Source organism: Pseudomonas sp. 05N433 (assembly GCF_056396925.1).
Window position 1 is genome coordinate 36,334 of the sequence record NZ_JBFTML010000053.1, and the last position, 20,523, is coordinate 56,856.

The window sequence follows — 20,523 nt, forward strand, 5'->3', positions numbered from 1 at the left end:
TTCACAGGAGGTGTCCCATGAAAATCATCTTGGACCGGTTGTTGCTGCTGATCCTGCTGCTCAGCCCGCCTGTTTTCGCCCAGGACAGCGAGGCCATCTACTTCAGCATGGGGGTGCACAACAACCTGGGGTGTAACGAAAAGAACGGCAACTGCATCGCCAAGCGTTCCGTGGGCGAGCCTTCCGATCCGTTTTTCCCGGCCTACTGGATCAGCGACTGGACCATGTACCGGGTGATGCACAACTACGAGAAAAACCCGCCGCCCTACAGCAATCCACCCACCACCCTGACCCCGGCGGACTACACCGTCTCTCGCGGCACCAGTTACTACGACACCGCCTACATCCCGCCGGATGGCGACGGCTTCGGCGCGATGATGGAACACTACGAGAAATACTGCCTGCCGATCTTCCCGATCAAGAACAACAACTACACCTGCTCCTTCGTGTCGCTGGGCAACAAGGCCTACTTCCTGACCTATCCCCAGGACCGTCCCAAGGACATGCCGGCCTGCTGCATGTTCTCGCCGATGAACCACCCACCACGGCAGGATTTCATCAAGCACCTGCCCTACAGTGCCGCGCGCAGCCAGAACCTCAATGGCAGCGTGCAAGCCTATGCCCTGGATGTCGACTCGCCACAAGGCCCGATCCTGTTCGGCTACGCCTTCTACAAGAACGTCACGGGACAACCGCCCTACCGGCATCCGCAGTCGTTCTATTTCTCCGGTGATGCCAGCGTCGCCAATGCCCCCATCGTCAGCCAGAACTACACCAACTTCCGCATCGCCAAACCGGACCCGGCCCAGACCTGGGCGCAAGTGGCTGCCATGTGCCCGGCGAATCCAYCGCCCTGCCAATTGTTCGAGCCACCGGCGTCACAGAGCAACGGCCAAAAGGCGCAGTGGAACAAGCTCATGCAACGCAAACCCTGAATAACGACGAAGGATCGCCATGAAAACCACATTCCGTTTCTGCGTGATGTTAGTGGGCCTGGCCAGTCTGCCGGCCTTGATCCTGGAGCAGGCCCTGGCCCGAGAACAGGCCATGCCGTCGACGCAGGCCAGTAACCTGAGTTGCCAACCCCCCAGCACCGCGCCGGCCGCCAATGCCAGTCAGGACCAGTTCGATCAATACAGCTGGCAAATGTTCATCGCCTTGAACTGGCCCGCACAGGACGGGCAGCGCGGTGATCCCGACTGCGCCAAACAGCCTGGGGACCCCGGCTACACCGTTTGGCAAACCTACAAGACCGTGGAGGAAATCTTCCTGCCGAAGGGGGCAGATCCTGGCCCGTGGAACACCCCGCAGACCGCCAAAAGCCTGGGCATCATCAACATCGCCGCGCTGAAGAACAGCACCCAGGTGAATGCCGTGGATCAGGCTGTCGGCGGCTGGCTGATCGACCAGGCCGGCAACCCGACCTACTACGACATTTCGGCCAACGAGACGTCCTACGACTACATCGTCAACAACAGCTTCTATAACGCCGATGTCGTTTCCAAAGCCAACAACATTAACTTTCCCAACGGGGTCATCGAGGTCAAGTCGAGCTGGCGCATCCTCACCCCCAACGACAATGCCAGCCACTACCTGACCATGCTGGCGCGCGTAGCCACGTTCAACGACCAGGGCCAGCGCAGCGGTGTCACCGAGGCCTACCTGGGCCTGGTGGGCCTGCACATCATCACCAAGGTCAATGGCTATCCACAGTGGATCTGGTCGACCTTCGAACAGATCGACAACGTTCCGCCCAAGGAACTGGTACACGGTGAGTGGGTCGATCAGCCGACACCCGGCACAACCTACTCCTACTTCAACCCCACCGCGCCCCTCGTCAGCCTCAACCAGTCACCCTGCGACTGGCAGACTCAGGGCGGACAACTGGTCTGCGTGCCCAAACCCGGCACCACGTTCCAGACCCCGAACCCGCTGAACCGGGTCACCCCGATTGCCGAGATCACCAACGGGGTAAACACCAATTACCGCACCAACCCGGACGTGCAAAAAAGCGTGTTGAAGTACTACCAGCTCATCACCACCCAGCGTCCGTTGATGCCGGACAACCCCAGCAATCCACTGGGCCAGCCGACCCCGTCGCTCTCGGCCAACGTGACCATGGAGAGCTACATCCAGCCCAACAGCAGCTGCATGAATTGCCACTCCATGGCGACACCGGTCAAGAGCCCCTACAAGGCCGATTTCTCCTACATGTTCAAATTCGCCAACGCGCCTGTCGGCAAAACCACCAAGGACGAGGAATAGATCATGAGCATTCTCAATGGACCACGCCTGAATTTCTGGGGCGGCATCCGCACGGACGTCAGCCTGCCGAACAACTCCCCCACCATCCCTTACGACGGCAATGATGAATGGCCGCTCTTCGACCTGACCACCTCGACCCTGGCACCGACTGCGCAGTCTTACACCGACGATCAGCTGAACAACATGATCAACGCGCCCGACGGCGACTACTACACCGCTGGCGGCTGGAATCACTATGGGCAGCATGTCGTCGACATGCAGAACGCCTTGATCAGTTCCCAGGGCAATCCGGGCAGCATCAGCACCACCGGCGACATGGTGGGCCAGCCGGTTTATCTGCTCGGCTCGGTGGATCCGGTGACCGGACAAGGCCCCGTCTCCGGCCCGATGATGGTGGACCTGGACCCCACCTCCTCAACGACCACCCAGATATTCGTCGGCGGCCTGCAGATTGGTGGTAACAGCGACATCCAGTTGCTGATTCGCAGTAATACCGTGTGCAGCAGTTTCGACGTGGCGGGACGTGTGCTGTTGCCCGCGAAAATGGATGCGCCGGGATCTTTCCACGCCAGCGGTACGTTTCAACTGACCTTCCCTTTGAGCAGCATCGTCAGCTGGAACCAGAACAGCAGTGGCCTGCGCTCGATCATCCAGGCACCGGGTGCGACCGGCATTGTCCTGCGTTTCGTCATGTTCGAAATGTGCCCCACGATGACCACGGAACAACTGGACGCCGATTATGCCGCCGGCCGATACACCCCCAACCCGAGCATCGGCAGGGTCATCGGTACGCTGGCCCCGGCCTTCGCCGACGAGCCGCTGAACTGCCAGCCGGGCCGGCAACTGGTCAACCAGAGTACGGGGAATGCCGGCTATGCCGACCTGGGCGGCAACGGTTACCTGAGCATCGACATGGTGAACGTCATTCCGAAGCAAACCTTCAGGGCCGTCAGGGACGATATCACCAGCCCTATCGGACCGAACGCGAACTACGGCCCCGTCACCATCACCGCAGGCACCACTGAACTGGCCACCCTGGACCCGACCAACCGCTTTCTATTCGACTACTACGTGTATGGCGGCATCGTCGACCTGCCCCTGACCGCCAACCAGCTACAGGCAGTGCAGACCGCCGCCCTGGCGATCAACGCGCCCGGCAAGGTCGCCGGTACCACGTTGCAAGCCACCGAATCGACCTATCGGGTGTATGCCGATCAGCGCAACGTCTACCTGGAGGACTACCCCAATGGCCTGTCAATCACCTTGCAGGTCAGGTACTTGGGCGGTCCGGTCCCCAAAGCCACCGAAATCGACCTGCAGGCTGCTGCTCCTGCTGTGTACGATGAACCGCAATACTGGGATTTCCTCGATTTTCCTGCATCGCTGACCGTTAACCCTGGCCAGCTCGCGATCAGTTTCCCGGTCACCGTCAAAGCGGGTTCTGCCGCCCAGGCGGGTTTTGTCGCCTTGACCTACACAGCCAATGGCCTTCCAAGCAGTGGCTACTTCACCAGCTTTCGCAAATACGCACAGACCGACTTCGACATCCCCGCGGGCACCCACATCACCTGGGAGCTGATGTACCCGAACGTCCTGCGCTTTCACTACCTGGCCTTCCCCGCCATGTCGCGCTACATCCCGCTCAATCAGCCCGACGCGGTCATGGGCGCCAAGAACCCCATCCTCGCCCGAACTTCGGATGCGTACAAAGGCACCACGCTGTTCATGCCCGTGGTGCGCTCGATGTCGCCCTGCCAGCGGGCGCTGCTCCGGGCTTATCTCACCGGTGAACCGTGGCAACCGCCGCAGTAACCGCATCCATCCGTTATTCATGGAGAGAGCCCTATGCCCATTCCCATTAATATCCCGGCGCGGCCCAGCGAAACCCTGTGCCCGAGCACCATCATCGCCGAAGGCCTGCTGAACCCTCGGGGCATTTGCGTGCAGGCCGATGGCAGCCTGCTGTTGACCGAAGCCGGCTCGGGCCTGCCGGAGCAGCCCTTCAGCGGTCGTATCAGTCGACTGCGACCGGATCCGCACAAGCCCGGCGCCTATCTGCCCGGCGAGATACTGGCGCAAGGTTTTCGCGCCATGAACATGCAGGCCCGCATGCTGCGCGATGAAATCATGGGGCTGTCGGACATCGCCTGCGGTGACGGGCGCTGTCTGGTCAGCCAGACCGATTACGTCGAGGGTTCCAAACTGCTGGACCTGCAATTCACACCGCCCGAACCGGTGTTTCACAGCCGTGGCAATCTGAATGCACTGTGTTACCACCCGACCCGCCGCAGTTGGCTGGCGGTCAAGCCCGATACCAATCAGTTGGTGGAATTCACCAGCGGACAGGACGAACGCGTGCTGGTCCAGTTGCCCGAACTGGAGCAGGGCCAGGAAGCCGTCCCGGTGACCCTGGTTTACGAACCGGTGACCGACGCAGTGCTGATCAGTCTATTTTCCGGAGAGTTGCAGGGCGACCCGACGCGCAAGGGCATCGACTTTGCCGATCAGGCCGGCCAGGTGATTCGGGTCTGGCCTGACAGTGGGCAAGTCGAGCTCCTGATTCGTGGCCTGCAACTGCCCACCGGACTGGCGCTGTGTCCGAAGGGCAACGTGTTGGTGCTGGAGCTCTGCGACCGCCTGCAGCAACCCTTGCCACCCGACTGGAACGGCGAACCGCTGCACGGCGGCTTTACCCGTTTTACCGGGCGACTGCTGAGCTGCAATCTGCAAACCGCCCAGGTCGCCGTGCTCGCCCGCGACCTGGATACCCCTTCCAACTTGTGTCTGCTGGAGGATGCGGTACTGGTGAGCGAAGGCATGGGTTTGACCGGCCGGCCACTGCCCATGCCAGACAACACCGTCGTCCCGTTGAGCGGCAGGCTGCGGCGGGTGCAGCTCTGAAAAGGTGGGCTACAAGTTGCCTGAACATCTCCTGCCCGAATTAGGCAGGAATGTTCAGGCCCGGCCATCATCAATCGCTCTCTTGCAGGTGCCTCAGATTCGAGCGGGTGACACGATGATTTTCACGTTGTGCTCCTTGTTGTTAACCAGTTGCTCAAAGCCCTGCCCGACGATCTGTTCCAGCTGAATACGCCCGGTTATCAGCGGCGTGATGTCCAGCCGACCGTCGGCGATAAAGGCGATCACATCTGCGAACTCCCCGTTATAGGCAAGTGCACCCAGCACCTGTTTTTCGGTGGCGACCAGCTCGAAGAAATTGAACTCGCTGGGCTCCTCGAAGATGCCCACCAATACACACGTGCCGGCCTTGCGGATGAGGTCGATGGCGAGCTTGGCCGTGTGTTTGTTGCCGATGCATTCGAAACTGACATCCGCCCCCAGCCCGCCGGTCAGCCGCCGCACCTCAGCCAACGCATCACACTCATTAGGGTCCAGCACCTGGCTCGCCCCCACCTCCAGGGCCTTGGCCTTGCGCGCTCCCGACATTTCCAGAGCAATGACCTGGGCCGCGCCAGCCGYCTTGGCGCACATGATGGTGCACAGGCCGATGGTTCCCGCGCCAACCACCACCACATTTTTCCCCAGCAAACTCCCGGCCTTTTTCACCGCGTGCATGCCCACTGCCAGCGGTTCGATCAACGCCCCGGCTTCGGCGGGAAAGTTGGCCGGCAACTTGTAAAGCAGGTTGGCCGGCACGTTGACCAACTCGGCGAACGCGCCATTGTTCATCAGCCCGGTGAACGCCAGGTTCTCGCAAATGTTGTACAGCCCATGGGTGCAGTAATAACAAGTGCCACAGTGCTGACAGGCATCGGCTGCCACCGGTTCGCCCACACTGAACCCCTGGACCCCGGCGCCGATTTCGACGATCTCGCCACAGAACTCAYGACCGAGAATGCACTGCCCCTTGATGCCGGTCAGCGGGTGCGGCGCATCCACCGGAATGAATACTGGCCCGGCCACGTATTCATGCAAGTCGGAGCCGCAAATACCGCACCATTGCACGCGAATCTGCACCCAGCCCGCCGGTGGCGAGACGGGCAACGGCACATCTTCGACGCGGATATCGTGACGACCGTGCCAGACAGCGGCACGCATGCTGCGGGTCGGATCAATTGGAAGGCTCATGTTGGAATCTCCTTGAAATCGTTGGCCTTGGCGCCCGGCAAATGGCCGGCCGCCAAGGGAGGCATCAGTGTTGTTGGACAAAGTCCAGAATCAGCCGATTGACCTGCTCGGCCGCTTCCATCTGCACCATGTGCGCCTGACCCGGCAGGATTTCGACCTGAGCAGCCAGGCCAGCGCTGTGGGTCGCAGGAATGATCGCGTCGTCACTGCCCCAGATCAGCAACACCGGTTGCCGGTTTTCTTGCACCACGCCACGCAGATCGAGTTGTTGCCGCCCTTCTTTGAACAGCCCCGCAACCAGCAGGCGCAGGGCCGCATCCACCCCTTCCAGACGCTTGTACTTGAGCATGTCTTCGAGCATCTGCCGATTGACCAGTTCGGGGTCGGAGAACAGTTGCGCCAATTGTGGCTTGAGGGCATTGCGGCTGGCTGCCTCGACAAAACCTCGCAGGTAATCGCCGTTGATTTCCGCACCCAAGCCGGCGCTGCCGATCAAGCTCAGGGAACGCACCCGCTGGGGAGCCAGGCGCGCCGTGTTCAGCGACACCGCCCCGCCCATGGAATGCCCCACCAGATGCGCCACGGGAACATCAAGATGATCGAGCAGMGCCAGCAGCACCCTGCTCAACTCATCCAGATCTCCGTGTTCCAGTTGCTTGGTCGACTCACCATGGCCCGGCAGATCCAGAGCAATCACCCGGCGCCCGGCGGCCAACGCTTCATGATTGAACATCCAGTTATTCAGGTCACCGCCAAACCCGTGCACCAGCACCAACGGCACCCCGCCTTCGCCACGCTCGAAGTAACGGATCAGTCGCCCGTCCAGTTCGACCTTCTGCGGCTTCGGCCCACTGTCTTCCTCGGCACCGTCACCTGGCACGAACGCGGCCTGGAACTGCTCGATCACCGCATCGATCTCGGCCTCGCTGGCTTCGCCGTCGACCACGATGCCGAGCAATGCACCGACCGCGAGGGTTTCATCCTGGCGCGCGATCTGCCGGCGAAGCACACCGGAAAACGGCGCTTCGACACTGCTGGAAATTTTGTCGGTTTCTACGTCGAGCACTTCATCGCCCTTGGCGATCGCCTGGCCCTCCTCCTTGAGCCAGACATCGACCCGGCCTTCGGTCATGGACAAGCCCCACTTGGGCATGGTCAGGGTATGGATCTGGCTCATGAACGCTTGCTCCACTCGATCAGCTTGAGCACGGCGTTTTCGATCTTCGCCGCGTCGGGGATATAGAGGTCTTCCAGAGAGTCGGAGAACGGCACCGGTGTGTGCGGCGCGGTGACCATCTCGATGGGCGCCTTGAGCGAGGCGAACGCTTTTTGCGCCACCAGGGCCGAGATGTCGGTGGCCATGGAACAGCGCGGGTTGGCTTCGTCGATCACCACCAGGCGCCCGGTCTTTTCCACGCTTTCCAGAATGCTGTCTTCGTCCAGCGGGCTGGTGGTGCGCAGGTCGATGACCTCGCAGTCAATCCCCCGCCCTGCCAGGCTGCGGGCTGCATCCATCGCCGTATTGACCGTGCGCCCATAGGAAACCAGGGTCACGTCCTTGCCGTCGCGCAGGAAGTTGGCCTCGCCGAACGGGATGGTATAGAGCTCTTCCGGCACCTCGCCCTGCATGCTGTAGAGCAGTTTGTGTTCGCAGAAGATGACCGGATCGTTGTCGCGGATGGCCTGGATCAACAGGCCCTTGGCGTCATAAGGGGATGACGGGCAGACAACTTTCAGGCCGGGGATGTGGGTCCACAGCGACGTGAGCATTTGCGAGTGTTGGGCGGCGGCCCGCAGGCCCGCGCCGACCATGGTGCGAATCACCAACGGGGTGGAAGCCTTGCCCCCGAACATGTAGCGAAACTTGGCCGCCTGATTGAGGATCTGGTCCAGGCAGCAACCGGCGAAGTCGACGAACATCAACTCACACACCGGGCGCACGCCGCAGGTCGCTGCGCCTACCGCGGCACCGACATAACCCAATTCCGACAGCGGCGTGTCCAGCACGCGGCCGGGAAATTGGTGGTAGAGGCCCTTGGTCACGCCCAATACCCCGCCCCAGGCGTCGTTTTCACCGGGAGCACCGGCACCGCCGGCGACGTCTTCCCCCATGATGAACACGCTGGGGTCGCGACGCATTTCCTGGGCCAGGGCTTCGTTGATTGCCTGCTGATAACTGATTTTTCTCGCCATGATAAAAGTCTCGATTCTTGTTATAGGGGCGTTCAGGGATAGGAAACGTAGACGTCGGTGAGCAGGTCGGCGGCGCTCGGCTTGGGGTCTGACTTGGCCTTGCGCACGGCATTTTCGATCAGCAGGTCCACTTCGCCATCGATCTGGTCCAACTGGCTGGCATCGATCAATCCGGTCCGGGTGGTGCGCTCGCGAAACTGCATCAAGCAGTCGTTGTGTTCGCGGAAATACTTGATCTCGTCCGGTGCCCGATAGGTCTGGGCGTCGCCTTCAAAGTGACCGTAGTAGCGGGTCAGCTTGACCTCGATCAACGACGGTCCTTCACCGGCTCGGGCGCGCGCCACCGCGGCACCGGCGGCTTCGTGAACGGCGAAAAAGTCGAAGCCGTCGACGGTGACCCCAGGCATGCCGAAACCGGCTGCGCGGTCGGCGATGTGATCGCAGGCCACCGACCAGTTGGACGCCGTGGCCTCGGCGTAACCGTTGTTCTCGGCAATGAACAGGCACGGCAGGTTCCACACCGAGGCCATATTCATCGCTTCGAACACGGCCCCTTCGTTGGAACCGCCGTCGCCGAAGAACGCCACGGCGACGCCGTCGGTCCCCTTGAGCCTGGCGGCCAGGGCCGCCCCTACCACCAGCGGTGCACCGGCACCGACGATGCCATTGGCACCGAGCATGCCTTTCTCGAAATCGGCGATGTGCATGGAGCCGCCCTTGCCCTGACAGACTCCGGTTTTCTTACCGTAGATTTCGGCCATCATCCCGTGCACATCAACGCCCTTGGCGATGCAATGACCGTGGCCACGGTGGTTGGAGGCGATGCAGTCGTCATCCCTCAGGTGAGCCATGACACCGGCGGCCGAGGCCTCTTCACCGGCATAAAGATGGACGAAACCGGGAATCTCGCCGGTGGCGAACTCCACGTGCAGGCGCTCTTCAAAGACGCGGATGGTGCGCATCACCCGATAGGCATGCAGCAATTGATCAGCAGTCAGCTGTGTCGACATTTTTATTCTCCAGGGTGTCTTGAGGCTCAAGTTTCAAAGTGCAAGGTTCAAAGGGTGTTGCGGGTGTTCACGACCGATGGCCAGCAGCCGCTCTTGCGCGGCATAGGCCAGCGCCGCATTGACATCGATGCTCAACGGGCCGCCGGAGTCGAGGGTCACGGTGGGCAAGTCATCGGCGTTGAATTCGATTTCCCGTTCGCCATCCAGGGCCAGGGTGCCGCTGCTCAGGCACAGACGATGGGCAACACCGGGTTCAAGGCTGGCGGCCGCGAGCACGCCGCAGCCTTGCAACAGGCCGGGCGCCAGGGGCACCAGCAAGGCTTCGGATGATTGCGGATCAAGGCGCATCCAGGCACCGTTGGGGGCTTGGCGCGAGACCGGAAACCACAAGCCGCAGAGGGCCGAGATGCCAATGGACTGAGGTTCCGCGAAGGTGACAAAGACCTCCGCCAGGTCGATCCCACGGCTGATTGCACGGGCGCCGATGAAGGGCAGCGGGGACACCGCCACGTCCACCAGCGCCACTTCGCACAGGTCGCGGCGCGGAATCCGCACCAGCAGGCGTTTATTGCGACGCAAGGCAATTTCGGGTGGGATCCGGCCGCTGGCGAATAGCCCGCCGGCCAGCCCGGCGCTGGTGGCTTCACGCAGTTCCGGGAAGGCATTGTTGGTCCCCGTCGACAGGGTCAGCAATGGAATGTCGCCGACTTCGGCAGCCACCGCTTTGTGGGTGCCGTCACCGCCGAGCACGGCAATCAGCGACACGCCGCGTTCAGCCATCCAGCGCGCGGCCTGGCGAGTGTCCGCCACGCTCTGGCGCAAGGTCAGTTCCAGGAACTCCAGAGTTGGCCAGTGGCTGCCACGCGCCTGGCGGCCATGACTGTTCTTCTTCACCGCCGCCGCGATGCCGGTCATGTCGGTGGGCATCAGCACGCGCTCGACACCGGTGGCGCCAAAAGCCGCCAGCAGCCGTTGGATCACCGAGACCTTGTCGGTGCTGGAAAACAACCCGGCATTCGCCGTCAGGCGCCTTACGTCCCGGCCGGACGCCGGATTGGCAATGATGCCGACGGTCAGGGGCAAGCGACTCATGTCGCCACCACGGGTACGGCAGAGTAAAAGCCTCGGCAGGAGGACATAGGGCACCTCTTGTTATTATCGGGTTGCCAGTCGTGCTGGTTGCCGGGGTTAGAGCAAGGCCGGTGCCAGAATCGCAAAAGATCGCCGAAAAGCCCGTTCCAGAGCGGTTTTGACTACATTTCCAAGTGATGGGATCCCGCTCGATTGAGACGTCCCATGTCAGCCTGCACGGGTTAGCGGCCAGACCTTGAGACGTCGCGTCTCAGCTTCGCAGTGGGGTGAACCGATGCTTGTCGACCGTCCGTGAACGGCGCTTAATAGCCCGCACAACTAAAAGAAGATCGAATCGGAGGCCCTAATGCTTTCCGCACACTCGAAGGCGCATGTGGATTGCGTCAGCCGTGTTTTGAAGAACGCAGCGCACCTGCCGCAACTGCCCGTGCCGGACTTGATCCTGGATTCCTGGCGCCGTTCCATGGAGCAACACCACTTGGACCCTGGCTCAYTACAAGGGCCGCGGATCCTGTCCCAGAACGTGCTGCAAGAGTGTCGAGAACGCTCCGAACTGTTCCTGCGCATCGCCAGCGAAGAAGTCGCCCGACTCCATGGTCGTGTGCGCGATGCCGACTACTGCGTGTTGCTCACCGACGCCCAGGGCCAGACCATCGACTATCGCGTGGAAACCTCCATCCGTAATGATTGCCGCAAAGCAGGCCTGTACCTGGGCACCTGCTGGTCAGAAGGTGAGGAAGGCACCTGCGGGGTGGCTGCGGTGCTGACCGCACGAACACCGGTTACGGTGCACAAGCGGGATCACTTCCGCGCGGCTTTTATCGGACTCACCTGCTCCGCCGCTCCGGTCTTTGACCCTCGGGGGGAACTGCTCGGGGTGCTCGATGTGTCTGCGGTGCGTTCGCCGGACGACCGTCGTTCGCAGCATCTGATCCGGCAGATGGTGGTGCAGAGCGCACGGGAAATAGAACAGGCGTTTTTCATGAACAGTGCCCAGGGTTACTGGGTGCTGCGGGCCCACAACAGCCCGGGCTACGTCGACAGCCAGCCCGACTACCTGCTCGCCTGGGACGACGACGGCCAACTGCAGGCACTCAACCCCGCGGCGCGGCAGTGGCTGTCGCAAAGTTTTGGTCACCTGCCGGACCACATCGGCCAAGTGTTCGATCAGCAGTTATTGCATCGCGCCAAAGACGAATCGCTCTGCCTGTTTCACTGCCGGGGTGGCCGCCATGTCTTGCATGGGCGACTCAGCGCGCCACGGCAATTGAAACGCAGCCCGGCTCGGCGGGTACTGTCACCCGCCGAACTCGACCCGCGACTGGAAGAAAGTTTGCGCCTTGCGGTTCGGGTCAAAGACCGTAATCTGCCGGTGCTGATCCACGGCGAAACCGGTTCCGGCAAGGAAGTCTTCGCCCGCCAGCTGCACCAGGCCAGTCTGCGCCGTGATCGACCTTTTATTGCGGTGAACTGCGCAGCGATTCCCGAAAACCTGATCGAAAGCGAGCTGTTTGGTTATGCAGCCGGCGCCTTCACCGGGGCTTCGAATAAAGGCATGCAAGGCCTGCTGGAACAGGCCGATGGCGGTACCCTGTTTCTCGATGAAATCGGCGATATGCCCCTGACCCTGCAAACCCGCCTACTGCGGGTTTTAGCCGAGGGCGAAGTGGCGCCCCTGGGAGCGTCAAGAAGCAAGGCGATAGACATTCAGGTGGTCTGCGCCAGCCACCGCGATCTGGAAGCCCTGGTGGCCAGCGGCGAGTTTCGCGAGGACCTGTACTTCCGCCTCAGTGGTGCGCGATTCCAATTGCCGCCGTTGCGCGAACGCAGTGATCGACTGGCATTGATCAACCGGATACTCGAAGAAGAATCATCGGCCTGCGCAATGGCGATGCAACTGGGAAGCGCCGCACTGGAATGCCTGCTCGGCTATCGCTGGCCGGGAAATGTGCGCGAACTGCGGCACGTATTGCGTTACGCCTGCGCGGTGTGCGAGACCGACTTGATTCTATTAAGTGACTTGCCTGAGCATCTGCCCGGCCGTCGACTCAACGATCCGGCTTCAGCTGACACCATGGAACGCTGCGCCAGTCCTGAACGCGAGGCACTCATCGATGCCCTCGTGCGTCATCGCTGGAAACCCACCCCCGCGGCCAAGGCTTTGGGCATCTCCCGGGCAACGCTGTATCGACGGGTGCATCAACATGGCATCGACATGCCTGGCAGGGGCTGACCACGAGTTCATCCGGCGGCCCCGCTCAATGAGCGTTGGCCACCGGACAGCACAATGGACTTGCATCGATCACAGTATTGGTGAACGGCATCGAATAAATGTGGGAGCAAGCCCCGGCTATTAAAACCAGGTTTCCATCTGTATCCCGTACTGCCACACACCGCCGGCGTTGAAGTCGGTCTTGCCGAAGTTGTCTGTGGAGCTGTATCGGTCCAGGTCCGAAGACCAGTTCATGAAGCTGGCGAACACTCGCAACTCGGGGCGTGTGAGCAGGTCTCCAACGTCGGGTTTGAAGGTCGGGGCGATGGTGAATTTCCAGAAGTTGCCGTCCACCGCATTACGTTGCAGGTAACCCTTGGGGTCGAGGTTCATGGTTTGCCAGCTCATTTCGTAGGCCATCTCGAAATTGCTGTTGATTTCATTGGCCAACCGCATGTTCAGGGTCATCCAGCGGTAGTCGTCACCCTTGACGTAGCGATCCTTGCTTTGTTCGGCCAGCAGACTTGGACCGATGCGCCAGTGGGGTGCAATCGGTGTCTCGCCGTACAGCGCAAGGCGCAGCGCACGGGCGTCGTCGATCAGTTCGCCGTCCGAGCCAATGTTCTTGACCTCGGCCCCCAACCCTTGCCCGTAGAGCAGCGCCGTCTTGAAGAAGCCTTCCCTGCCGAAAAAGTTTTTCTGATGATTCGCGATCATGCTGTGCAAGCCGGAGTCCGCAGGCTTCAGGCCCGCTTCATTGGTGCGAGTGCTAAAGTCGTTTTTCTTTGAGCCAATGCCATTGAACATCCACTGCCACTGACCATTATCGAAGAACTGGTTGGAGGTGAGGATGTAGCTTTCCACATCGGCATTGACACCGCCCTCACTGAAATCCCCGTAGTTACGCCCGATCAACGAGTAATTCGAGCGCCAGTTCTTGTTCATCTGCACGTCGTAGATTCCACCCCCGGTGCCGGCCAGAAAGACGACGTCCGAGTCCAGCCAATGGATATCGAAGTTGTCCCTGTCGAATCGCTTGCCTGCCCACAGGGTGGCGTTCTCGAACGTCGAATTGCCCTTGAATGCGGCGAGATGATCGAGTTCCGTAAATACCTGGCGCACATTCAGGTTACTTTCGGCGGCCGTCCAGTCATTGGAGCTTTCCACTCCATCGGCGATGGAAACCGTGAATTTGGAATGGGTGCCGTTCTGCGCATAGGCTTCTTTCGACAGGTCTATACGCATGTAAGTATCGTCTTCATTACCCAGTCGCCCAACTGCACCACCGACTGAACCGGCAGGCGTTGTATAAGGACCGCCCCGCCCGCCCCCCAGGCCATCGTTGATCAGCAATCCCGAGCGGGCGTAGCCCTTGAAGCTGAACCCGTCGGTGAGGTGTCCGGTACTGCCCTCCTTCTCCAGGCTTTGCTGACGGGCTTCGAGTTTTGCCAACCGCGTATCCAAAGTGGGCGCCGCAGTGGCGGTCGCAGTGGACGCAACAGGCTGCAAGGCGGGAGTGGACTGTTTGAGCTGCTGCAATTCCCTGGCGAGCGCCTGGGTTTGTTGTTCGGCGGCGGCTGCACGTTTTTCCGCAGCGCTGGCGCGGGCTTCAAACGCGGCCATGCGTTCTTCCAGAGTCGCGGCCTGAGCAGTGGCCGCCGAGGTGCCGAGTACGCCTGCGAGTAGCCAGCTTGATGCTTTCTGCATGGGGGATTTCCTGTTTTGTTTTTATTTTTTGTCCTGCGACCGGCCTTTTTTTCGTGAATTGTTAATTGTCAAAATCCACGAAAAAAAGGATGCCTCATCGCAAATACGCTGCTACATTTGGCGATGTTAACGTTAACTTTTCTAAAAACAAAAATAAAGAGGGCTTTATGAAACAGCTCAAATCACTCTTTCCAGCAGCACTGCTTGCCCTTTGCGCCGGGCTTCCATCCCTCTCCAGCGCAGCCAATCTGACGATTTCCTGCGGTGCGGTGGGCGCGGAATTACAACTGTGCAAAGAGGCCGTCGAGGCGTGGTCTCAACAGACCGGCAATCACGTCGAGGTGGTGTCCACGCCTAACTCGGCAACCGAGCGGTTGTCGTTCTATCAACAGATCCTCAGTGCGCAGTCCAGCGACATCGACATCATTCAGATCGACATGGTGTGGCCGGGGATGCTGGCCAAACATCTGCTGGATCTGCGCGAGGTGCTGCCCGCCGATGCAACCCAAGGCTACTTCCAGGCACAGGTGGACAACGCCACGGTGAACGGACGGCTGGTGACGATGCCGTGGTTCACCGACTCGGGCCTGCTGTATTACCGCAAGGACTTGCTCGAGAAATACAACAAGCAAGTCCCCCAGACTTGGGAGGAAATGACCGCTACCGCCAAGGATGTACAACAGGCCGAGCGCAATGCCGGCAACGCCAACGCCTGGGGGTACATCTTTCAAGGGCGTGCCTACGAAGGCCTGACGTGTAATGCGCTGGAATGGATCAGCAGCCAACCGGACGGAGGGCTGGTCAATCCACGAGGCGACATCGTGGTCAACAGCCAGGCCTCAAGAGCGGCGTTGACCCTGGCCAAAAGCTGGGTAGGCGACATCTCCCCGCGTGGCGTGCTCAATTACACCGAGGAAGAAGGACGCGGCGTATTCCAGTCGGGCAATGCGTTGTTCATGCGTAATTGGCCTTATGTCTGGGCCCTGGTGCAAAGCCAGGACAGTGCGGTAAAAGACAAGGTCGGGGTCGCTCCCCTGCCCCGCGGCGGCAGCACCGGCACCCATGCCTCCACCCTCGGCGGGTGGGGTTTGGCGGTATCGCGTTACAGCGCCAACCCGAAGCTTGCCGCCGAACTGGTGAGCTACCTGACCAGCGCTCAACAGCAAAAACATCGTGCGTTGATTGGCGCCTATAACCCGGTGATCGAGTCGCTCTACCAGGATCCCGAGCTGCTCGCGGCCATGCCTTATTACAGTCAGCTGCACAGCATTCTCAACGATGGCGTCATGCGCCCCGCTTCAATCACCGCCGCTCGTTATCCACGGGTCACCAATGCGTTCTTCGATCAAGTGCATGGCGTGCTGGCCGGCGAGTTGCCGGTCGATCAGGCGCTGACCGAACTGGAAGGCGAACTCACGCGTATCAAACACCGGAACTGGTAAGCCACAAGGAAGAAAATCACCATGTCTGTCTCTACTACCCATGCTCCCTGTGACGAGCTCCTGCTCGCCAGGGAAACGCCGGTACAGCGCCGCCGAGTGCGCGCTGCCTGGCTGTTTCTGACGCCGATGTTGCTGTGTCTGGCCCTGGTGGCGGCCTGGCCGTTGCTGCGGACATTCTGGTTCAGCCTGACCGACGCCAACCTGGCGGACACCGCTGGCGGCACCTTCGTTGGCCTGAGCAATTATCTGTTCCACAACGGTTCCAGCTGGTCGGGCATCCTGGTCGATCCACAATGGTGGAATGCAGTGCGCAACACCTTGCATTTCACCGTGGTGTCGGTGGGGCTGGAAGTCGTGCTGGGGCTGCTGGTGGCGTTGCTGCTGAACATCCAGTTCGCCGGCCGTTCCCTGGTGCGAGCGTTGATTCTGATTCCGTGGGCGATTCCGACCATTGTCTCGGCGAAGATCTGGTCATGGATGCTCAATGACCAGTTCGGCATCATCAATCACCTGATGCTCAGCCTCGGCCTGATTACCGCGCCTCTGGCCTGGACCGCAGATGCCGATCTGTCGATGTGGGCGGTGATTATCGTCGACGTCTGGAAGACCGTGCCGTTTGTCACCCTGCTGATGCTCGCCGCCTTGCAGATGTTGCCGAGTGACTGCTACGAAGCCGCCAGGGTCGATGGCATTCATCCACTGAAGGTGTTCTGGCGGGTCACGCTGCCACTGCTGATGCCCGCATTGCTGGTGGCGGCGATCTTCCGCATCCTCGACTCCCTGCGGGTGTTCGACGTGATTTATGTGCTGACCTCGAACTCATCGAGCACCATGAGCATGTCGGTCTACGCCCGCCAACACCTGGTGGAGTTCCAGGACGTCGGTTACGGCAGCGCCGCCTCGACCCTGCTGTTTCTGGTGGTTGCAGTGATCGCCATGCTTTATCTCTACCTCGGACGCCGTCAACTGGAGGTCCGGTCATGAGCCCTCGCCTACTGAAAAAAGCACTGTTGCGCTTCGGTTTCTGGTGCCTGATCGGGGTGTTGCTGCTGTATGCGGTGTTCCCTTTCTACTACGCCATCGTCACGTCGCTGAAGCCGTCCAGCGCCTTGTTCGAGGTGAGCTACTGGATCAAAAAACCCGACTTCTCCAATTACGCGGCGGTGCTTAACCAAGCCTCATTCCTGCGGGCTATCGGTAATTCACTGGTGGTCGCGCTTAGCGTAGTGACGCTGGCGCTGTTCCTCAGCCTGACCGCCGCTTATGCCTTGGGCCGGGTGAAATTCCGTGGGCGTGGCACGGTGTTGATGATGGTCCTTGGGGTGTCGATGTTTCCCCAGGTCGCGGTGTTGTCGGGGCTGTTCGAGGTGATCCGTGCCTTGGGCCTGTACAACACGTCCTGGGCGTTGATTCTCAGCTACACGATTTTCACCCTGCCCTTCACCGTCTGGGTGCTGACCACGTTCATGGGTCAACTGCCCCATGAGCTGGAAGAAGCGGCAATCATGGATGGCGCCTCGCCCTGGGTCACGCTGACCCGGGTGCTGTTGCCGTTGCTCTGGCCCGCACTGGTCACCACTGGCTTGCTGGCTTTCATCGCGGCGTGGAACGAGTTCCTGTTTGCCCTGACCTTCACCCTCACCGACACCCAACGCACGGTGCCAGTGGCCATCGCCCTGATTTCTGGCGGCAGCCCCCATGAGTTGCCTTGGGGGTTGTTGATGGCGGCATCGGTGCTGGTCACCGTCCCACTGGTGATTCTGGTGCTGATCTTCCAGCGCCGAATCGTTTCCGGCCTCACTACCGGCGCGTTAAAGGGTTGATGCCCGACAACTACAAGGAACAGCATCGTGATCAAGTTGAAACTGGATAACGTGAACAAACAATTGGGCGGTGCGCGGATTCTGCGCGACGTCAACCTGGAGATCGCGGCGGGTGAGTTCGTGGTATTCGTCGGCCCTTCGGGCTGCGGAAAGTCGACCCTGCTGCGCCTTATCGCCGGACTGGATTCGATCTGCGCCGGCGACCTGCTGATCGACGGGCGTCGGGTCAACGACCTGGAGCCACGCGAGCGTGGCGTCGGCATGGTGTTTCAGTCTTATGCGCTGTACCCGCACATGAGCGTCTACGACAACATCAGTTTTGGTTTGAAGCTGGCCAAGACTGAAAAGACCAGCCTGCGCGAGCGCGTGCTGAAGACCGCGCAAATCCTGCAATTGGACAAGCTGCTGCAACGCAAGCCAAAGGAATTGTCTGGCGGGCAGCGTCAGCGTGTCGCCATGGGCAGAGCCATGGCGCGGGAACCGGACATTCTGTTGTTCGATGAGCCGCTCTCCAACCTGGATGCGTCCTTGCGGGTGCAGATGCGCAACGAAATCGCCCGGCTGCATGCCCGGCTGGGCTCGACCATGATCTACGTCACCCACGATCAGGTTGAAGCGATGACCCTGGCCGACAAAATTGTCGTGCTCAATGGCGGTCGCGTCGAACAGGTCGGCTCACCGCGCGAACTCTATGAGCGCCCGGCCAGTCGCTTTGTCGCCGGCTTTCTCGGTTCACCCAGAATGAACTTTCTGCCGGCGCGCTTGCAGGCGCCGGGCGAAACCAGCCTGGTCGACAGCCCCGTGTTGGGGATGACGTCCCTGCCCTTCGACAGTTCGAACCTGGCGGCGGGCACGCTGCTGAGCCTGGGCATTCGCCCGGAACACGTGTCGCTCAAGTCAGCGGAAGGAGCCGCCGGCATCGTGGTGACCGCGGTCGAATACCTGGGCAGTGAAACTTATGTGCACCTCGAGACAGGTCAGGACGAGCCACTGATCAGTCGTTGTGAGGTCCACGCCGGATGGCAGGTGGGCGACCGGGTCGAGCTGCTGCTGGACATCGACAACCTGCACCTGTTCGACGCTGACGGCACAGCCTTGAAGCGTCACCCACATGCCATTGAAACCGTCCCTCTGCGCCCGGCACGAGCAGGCGCCCTATGACTTTGTCTTTGAATACCATGAGCGATCCAATGCCTGACTCCCTTGACCTTGCGCAACAGGCGCTGAGTGACGGCCTGTCTCGGGTCATCCACGATTACCGCCCCGGTTATCACATTGCCCCCCCGACAGGCTGGATGAACGACCCTAACGGGGTGGTGTACTTCCGTGGCGAGTATCACGTTTTCTATCAACACCACCCCTTTGACGCCAAGTGGGGCCCGATGTATTGGGGGCATGCCAAGAGCGCCGACCTGGTCCATTGGCAGCATCTGCCCATTGCCCTGGCGCCCGGCGATGACTTCGACCGCGACGGTTGTTTTTCCGGTAGCGCGGTAGTGTGTGGAGACACCCTGGCGCTGATCTACACCGGGCACACCTGGCTGAAAGACGTGGGTGATGAAAGCTCGATCCGTCAAGTCCAGTGCCTGGCCACCAGTGTCGACGGCATTCGCTTCGTCAAGCATGGCGCTGTCATCGAGACCGCGCCGCAAGACTCGATCATGCATTTTCGTGACCCCAAGGTCTGGCAAGCGGACGACTATTGGTACCTGATTGCCGGCGCACGTCTGGGCGATCAACCGCTGCTGCCGCTGTATCGTTCCACCGATCTGCACACCTGGGAGTTCCTCGATTATGTAGCCAGCGGCAGCGAGGGCGATGGCTATATGTGGGAGTGCCCGGATCTGTTTCGCCTGAACGGGCGCGACGTGCTGCTGTACTCCCCTCAGGGCATGCAACCCCACGGTTACGAACGGCTCAACAAATACCAGACCGGTTATCGAGTGGGCCAACTCGACAGCCAATGGCACTTCACCGGCGGGCCTTTTATCGAGCTGGATAACGGCCACGATTTCTATGCCGCGCAAACGCTGGTGGCCGCCGATGGTCGGCGCCTGGTGTGGGCGTGGCTCGACATGTGGGAAAGCCCGATGCCGAGCCAGGCCCATCACTGGTGCGGCATGCTCGGTTTGCCGCGCGAACTTGAACTGCATGACGATCGCCTTTGCGTGTATCCGGCACGGGAGCTCACCGCGCTGCGCGAGGCGCCATTGCCGAGTACGCCTTGGCGGGATGAGTCGGGAACCTGCTGGGTACCGGAAGTGAATGGCGACCTGCTGGAAATCCATGTGCATCTGGATTTGCGCGGCTGCACCGACGGCCACCTGGGCATCGCCTTGCGCTGCAGCGACGATGGCCTAGAAGAAACCCTGCTCTATTACGATGCGGCATTACAGCGCCTGGTGCTGGACCGCAGCCGCTCGGGTGCGCAAGTCAGCGGCCAGCGCAGCGTGCCGATAGACCCGACACAAGAGCGACTGGAACTGCGCGTGTTTCTCGATCGCTCGTCCATCGAGGTGTTCGACGAAAACGGCCGCTTCAGCCTCAGCAGTCGCCTCTATCCGCGGCCCGACAGTCTGGGCGTGAAGTTGTTTAACCACGGCAGTGGTGGGCGTGCATCGATTCCCAAGGCGTGGCCTCTCGCTTCAGGTTGGGTATGAGCGCTGTCATTCGAGTCGCGAGAAACCCGG

Annotated in this window: 16 protein-coding genes; 10 read left to right on the top strand and 6 right to left on the bottom strand. The window is 60.8% G+C overall.

Annotation, left to right across the window (positions count from 1 at the left end; all coding sequences use genetic code 11):
* Positions 1–17 precede the first annotated feature (17 nt).
* From AC1DIS_RS23935 to AC1DIS_RS23950, 4 genes are read left to right on the top strand one after another with little or no spacing between them, the layout of a single operon-like run.
* On the top strand, positions 18–935 hold the full coding sequence (locus AC1DIS_RS23935) for a hypothetical protein (protein ID WP_477781120.1): 918 nt from the start codon (positions 18–20) through the stop codon (positions 933–935).
* Between the two features lie 19 nt (positions 936–954).
* Complete coding sequence (locus AC1DIS_RS23940) at positions 955–2,265, top strand: hypothetical protein (RefSeq protein ID WP_477743209.1); 1,311 nt, start codon at positions 955–957, stop codon at positions 2,263–2,265.
* A 3-nt stretch (positions 2,266–2,268) separates the two neighbouring features.
* A complete protein-coding gene (locus AC1DIS_RS23945; RefSeq protein WP_477743210.1) occupies positions 2,269–4,077 on the top strand; it encodes a hypothetical protein in 1,809 nt (602 codons plus the stop codon).
* A gap of 33 nt (positions 4,078–4,110) precedes the next feature.
* Positions 4,111–5,166 carry a hypothetical protein gene (locus AC1DIS_RS23950; protein ID WP_477743211.1) on the top strand — a complete coding sequence of 352 codons (1,056 nt, stop codon included), beginning with the start codon at positions 4,111–4,113 and terminating at the stop codon, positions 5,164–5,166.
* Positions 5,167–5,259: 93 nt separating this feature from the next.
* Here AC1DIS_RS23950 and AC1DIS_RS23955 read toward each other — a convergent pair whose 3' ends face one another.
* The 5 genes from AC1DIS_RS23955 to AC1DIS_RS23975 form a co-directional block, all read right to left on the bottom strand.
* Positions 5,260–6,324 (bottom strand): 2,3-butanediol dehydrogenase, encoded by a 1,065-nt coding sequence (locus AC1DIS_RS23955; RefSeq protein WP_477781121.1) that lies wholly within the window; start codon positions 6,322–6,324, stop codon positions 5,260–5,262.
* A gap of 94 nt (positions 6,325–6,418) precedes the next feature.
* The gene (locus AC1DIS_RS23960; protein ID WP_477743212.1) at positions 6,419–7,531 is read right to left on the bottom strand and encodes an acetoin dehydrogenase dihydrolipoyllysine-residue acetyltransferase subunit; all 1,113 of its coding nucleotides are present in this window, start codon (positions 7,529–7,531) and stop codon (positions 6,419–6,421) included.
* Positions 7,528–8,547 carry an alpha-ketoacid dehydrogenase subunit beta gene (locus AC1DIS_RS23965; RefSeq protein ID WP_018928915.1) on the bottom strand — a complete coding sequence of 340 codons (1,020 nt, stop codon included), beginning with the start codon at positions 8,545–8,547 and terminating at the stop codon, positions 7,528–7,530. Before AC1DIS_RS23965 ends, AC1DIS_RS23960 begins: the two co-directional genes overlap by 4 nt.
* Before the next feature lie 32 nt (positions 8,548–8,579).
* Positions 8,580–9,557 carry a thiamine pyrophosphate-dependent dehydrogenase E1 component subunit alpha gene (locus AC1DIS_RS23970; RefSeq protein ID WP_477743213.1) on the bottom strand — a complete coding sequence of 326 codons (978 nt, stop codon included), beginning with the start codon at positions 9,555–9,557 and terminating at the stop codon, positions 8,580–8,582.
* A gap of 33 nt (positions 9,558–9,590) precedes the next feature.
* The gene (locus AC1DIS_RS23975; protein ID WP_477743214.1) at positions 9,591–10,649 is read right to left on the bottom strand and encodes an ATP-NAD kinase family protein; all 1,059 of its coding nucleotides are present in this window, start codon (positions 10,647–10,649) and stop codon (positions 9,591–9,593) included.
* Positions 10,650–10,995: 346 nt separating this feature from the next.
* Here AC1DIS_RS23975 and AC1DIS_RS23980 point away from each other — a divergent pair, with 346 nt between their 5' ends.
* Entirely contained in the window at positions 10,996–12,882 is a 1,887-nt protein-coding gene (locus AC1DIS_RS23980) for a sigma-54-dependent Fis family transcriptional regulator (protein WP_477743215.1), read from the top strand.
* A gap of 120 nt (positions 12,883–13,002) precedes the next feature.
* Here the strand turns inward: AC1DIS_RS23980 and AC1DIS_RS23985 are convergent, their stop codons facing one another.
* The gene (locus tag AC1DIS_RS23985; RefSeq protein ID WP_028940758.1) at positions 13,003–14,568 is read right to left on the bottom strand and encodes a carbohydrate porin; all 1,566 of its coding nucleotides are present in this window, start codon (positions 14,566–14,568) and stop codon (positions 13,003–13,005) included.
* 167 nt (positions 14,569–14,735) lie between these two features.
* Between AC1DIS_RS23985 and AC1DIS_RS23990 the strand changes: the two genes are divergently transcribed.
* Genes AC1DIS_RS23990 through AC1DIS_RS24010 form a run of 5 tightly spaced genes read left to right on the top strand, consistent with a single transcriptional unit; the run spans position 14,736 to position 20,493 of the window.
* Positions 14,736–16,010: an ABC transporter substrate-binding protein gene (locus tag AC1DIS_RS23990; RefSeq protein WP_018928910.1), complete on the top strand. Its 1,275-nt coding sequence runs from the start codon at positions 14,736–14,738 to the stop codon at positions 16,008–16,010.
* Between the two features lie 21 nt (positions 16,011–16,031).
* Positions 16,032–16,994, top strand: a complete 963-nt coding sequence (locus AC1DIS_RS23995; protein WP_111453167.1) for a carbohydrate ABC transporter permease — start codon at positions 16,032–16,034, stop codon at positions 16,992–16,994.
* Positions 16,991–17,833: a carbohydrate ABC transporter permease gene (locus AC1DIS_RS24000; RefSeq protein ID WP_018928908.1), complete on the top strand. Its 843-nt coding sequence runs from the start codon at positions 16,991–16,993 to the stop codon at positions 17,831–17,833. The genes AC1DIS_RS23995 and AC1DIS_RS24000 overlap by 4 nt, the downstream gene beginning before the upstream one ends.
* A gap of 27 nt (positions 17,834–17,860) precedes the next feature.
* The gene (locus tag AC1DIS_RS24005; RefSeq protein ID WP_230139044.1) at positions 17,861–18,994 is read left to right on the top strand and encodes an ABC transporter ATP-binding protein; all 1,134 of its coding nucleotides are present in this window, start codon (positions 17,861–17,863) and stop codon (positions 18,992–18,994) included.
* Positions 18,991–20,493, top strand: a complete 1,503-nt coding sequence (locus tag AC1DIS_RS24010; RefSeq protein WP_230139043.1) for a glycoside hydrolase family 32 protein — start codon at positions 18,991–18,993, stop codon at positions 20,491–20,493. The genes AC1DIS_RS24005 and AC1DIS_RS24010 overlap by 4 nt, the downstream gene beginning before the upstream one ends.
* Positions 20,494–20,523 lie beyond the last annotated feature (30 nt).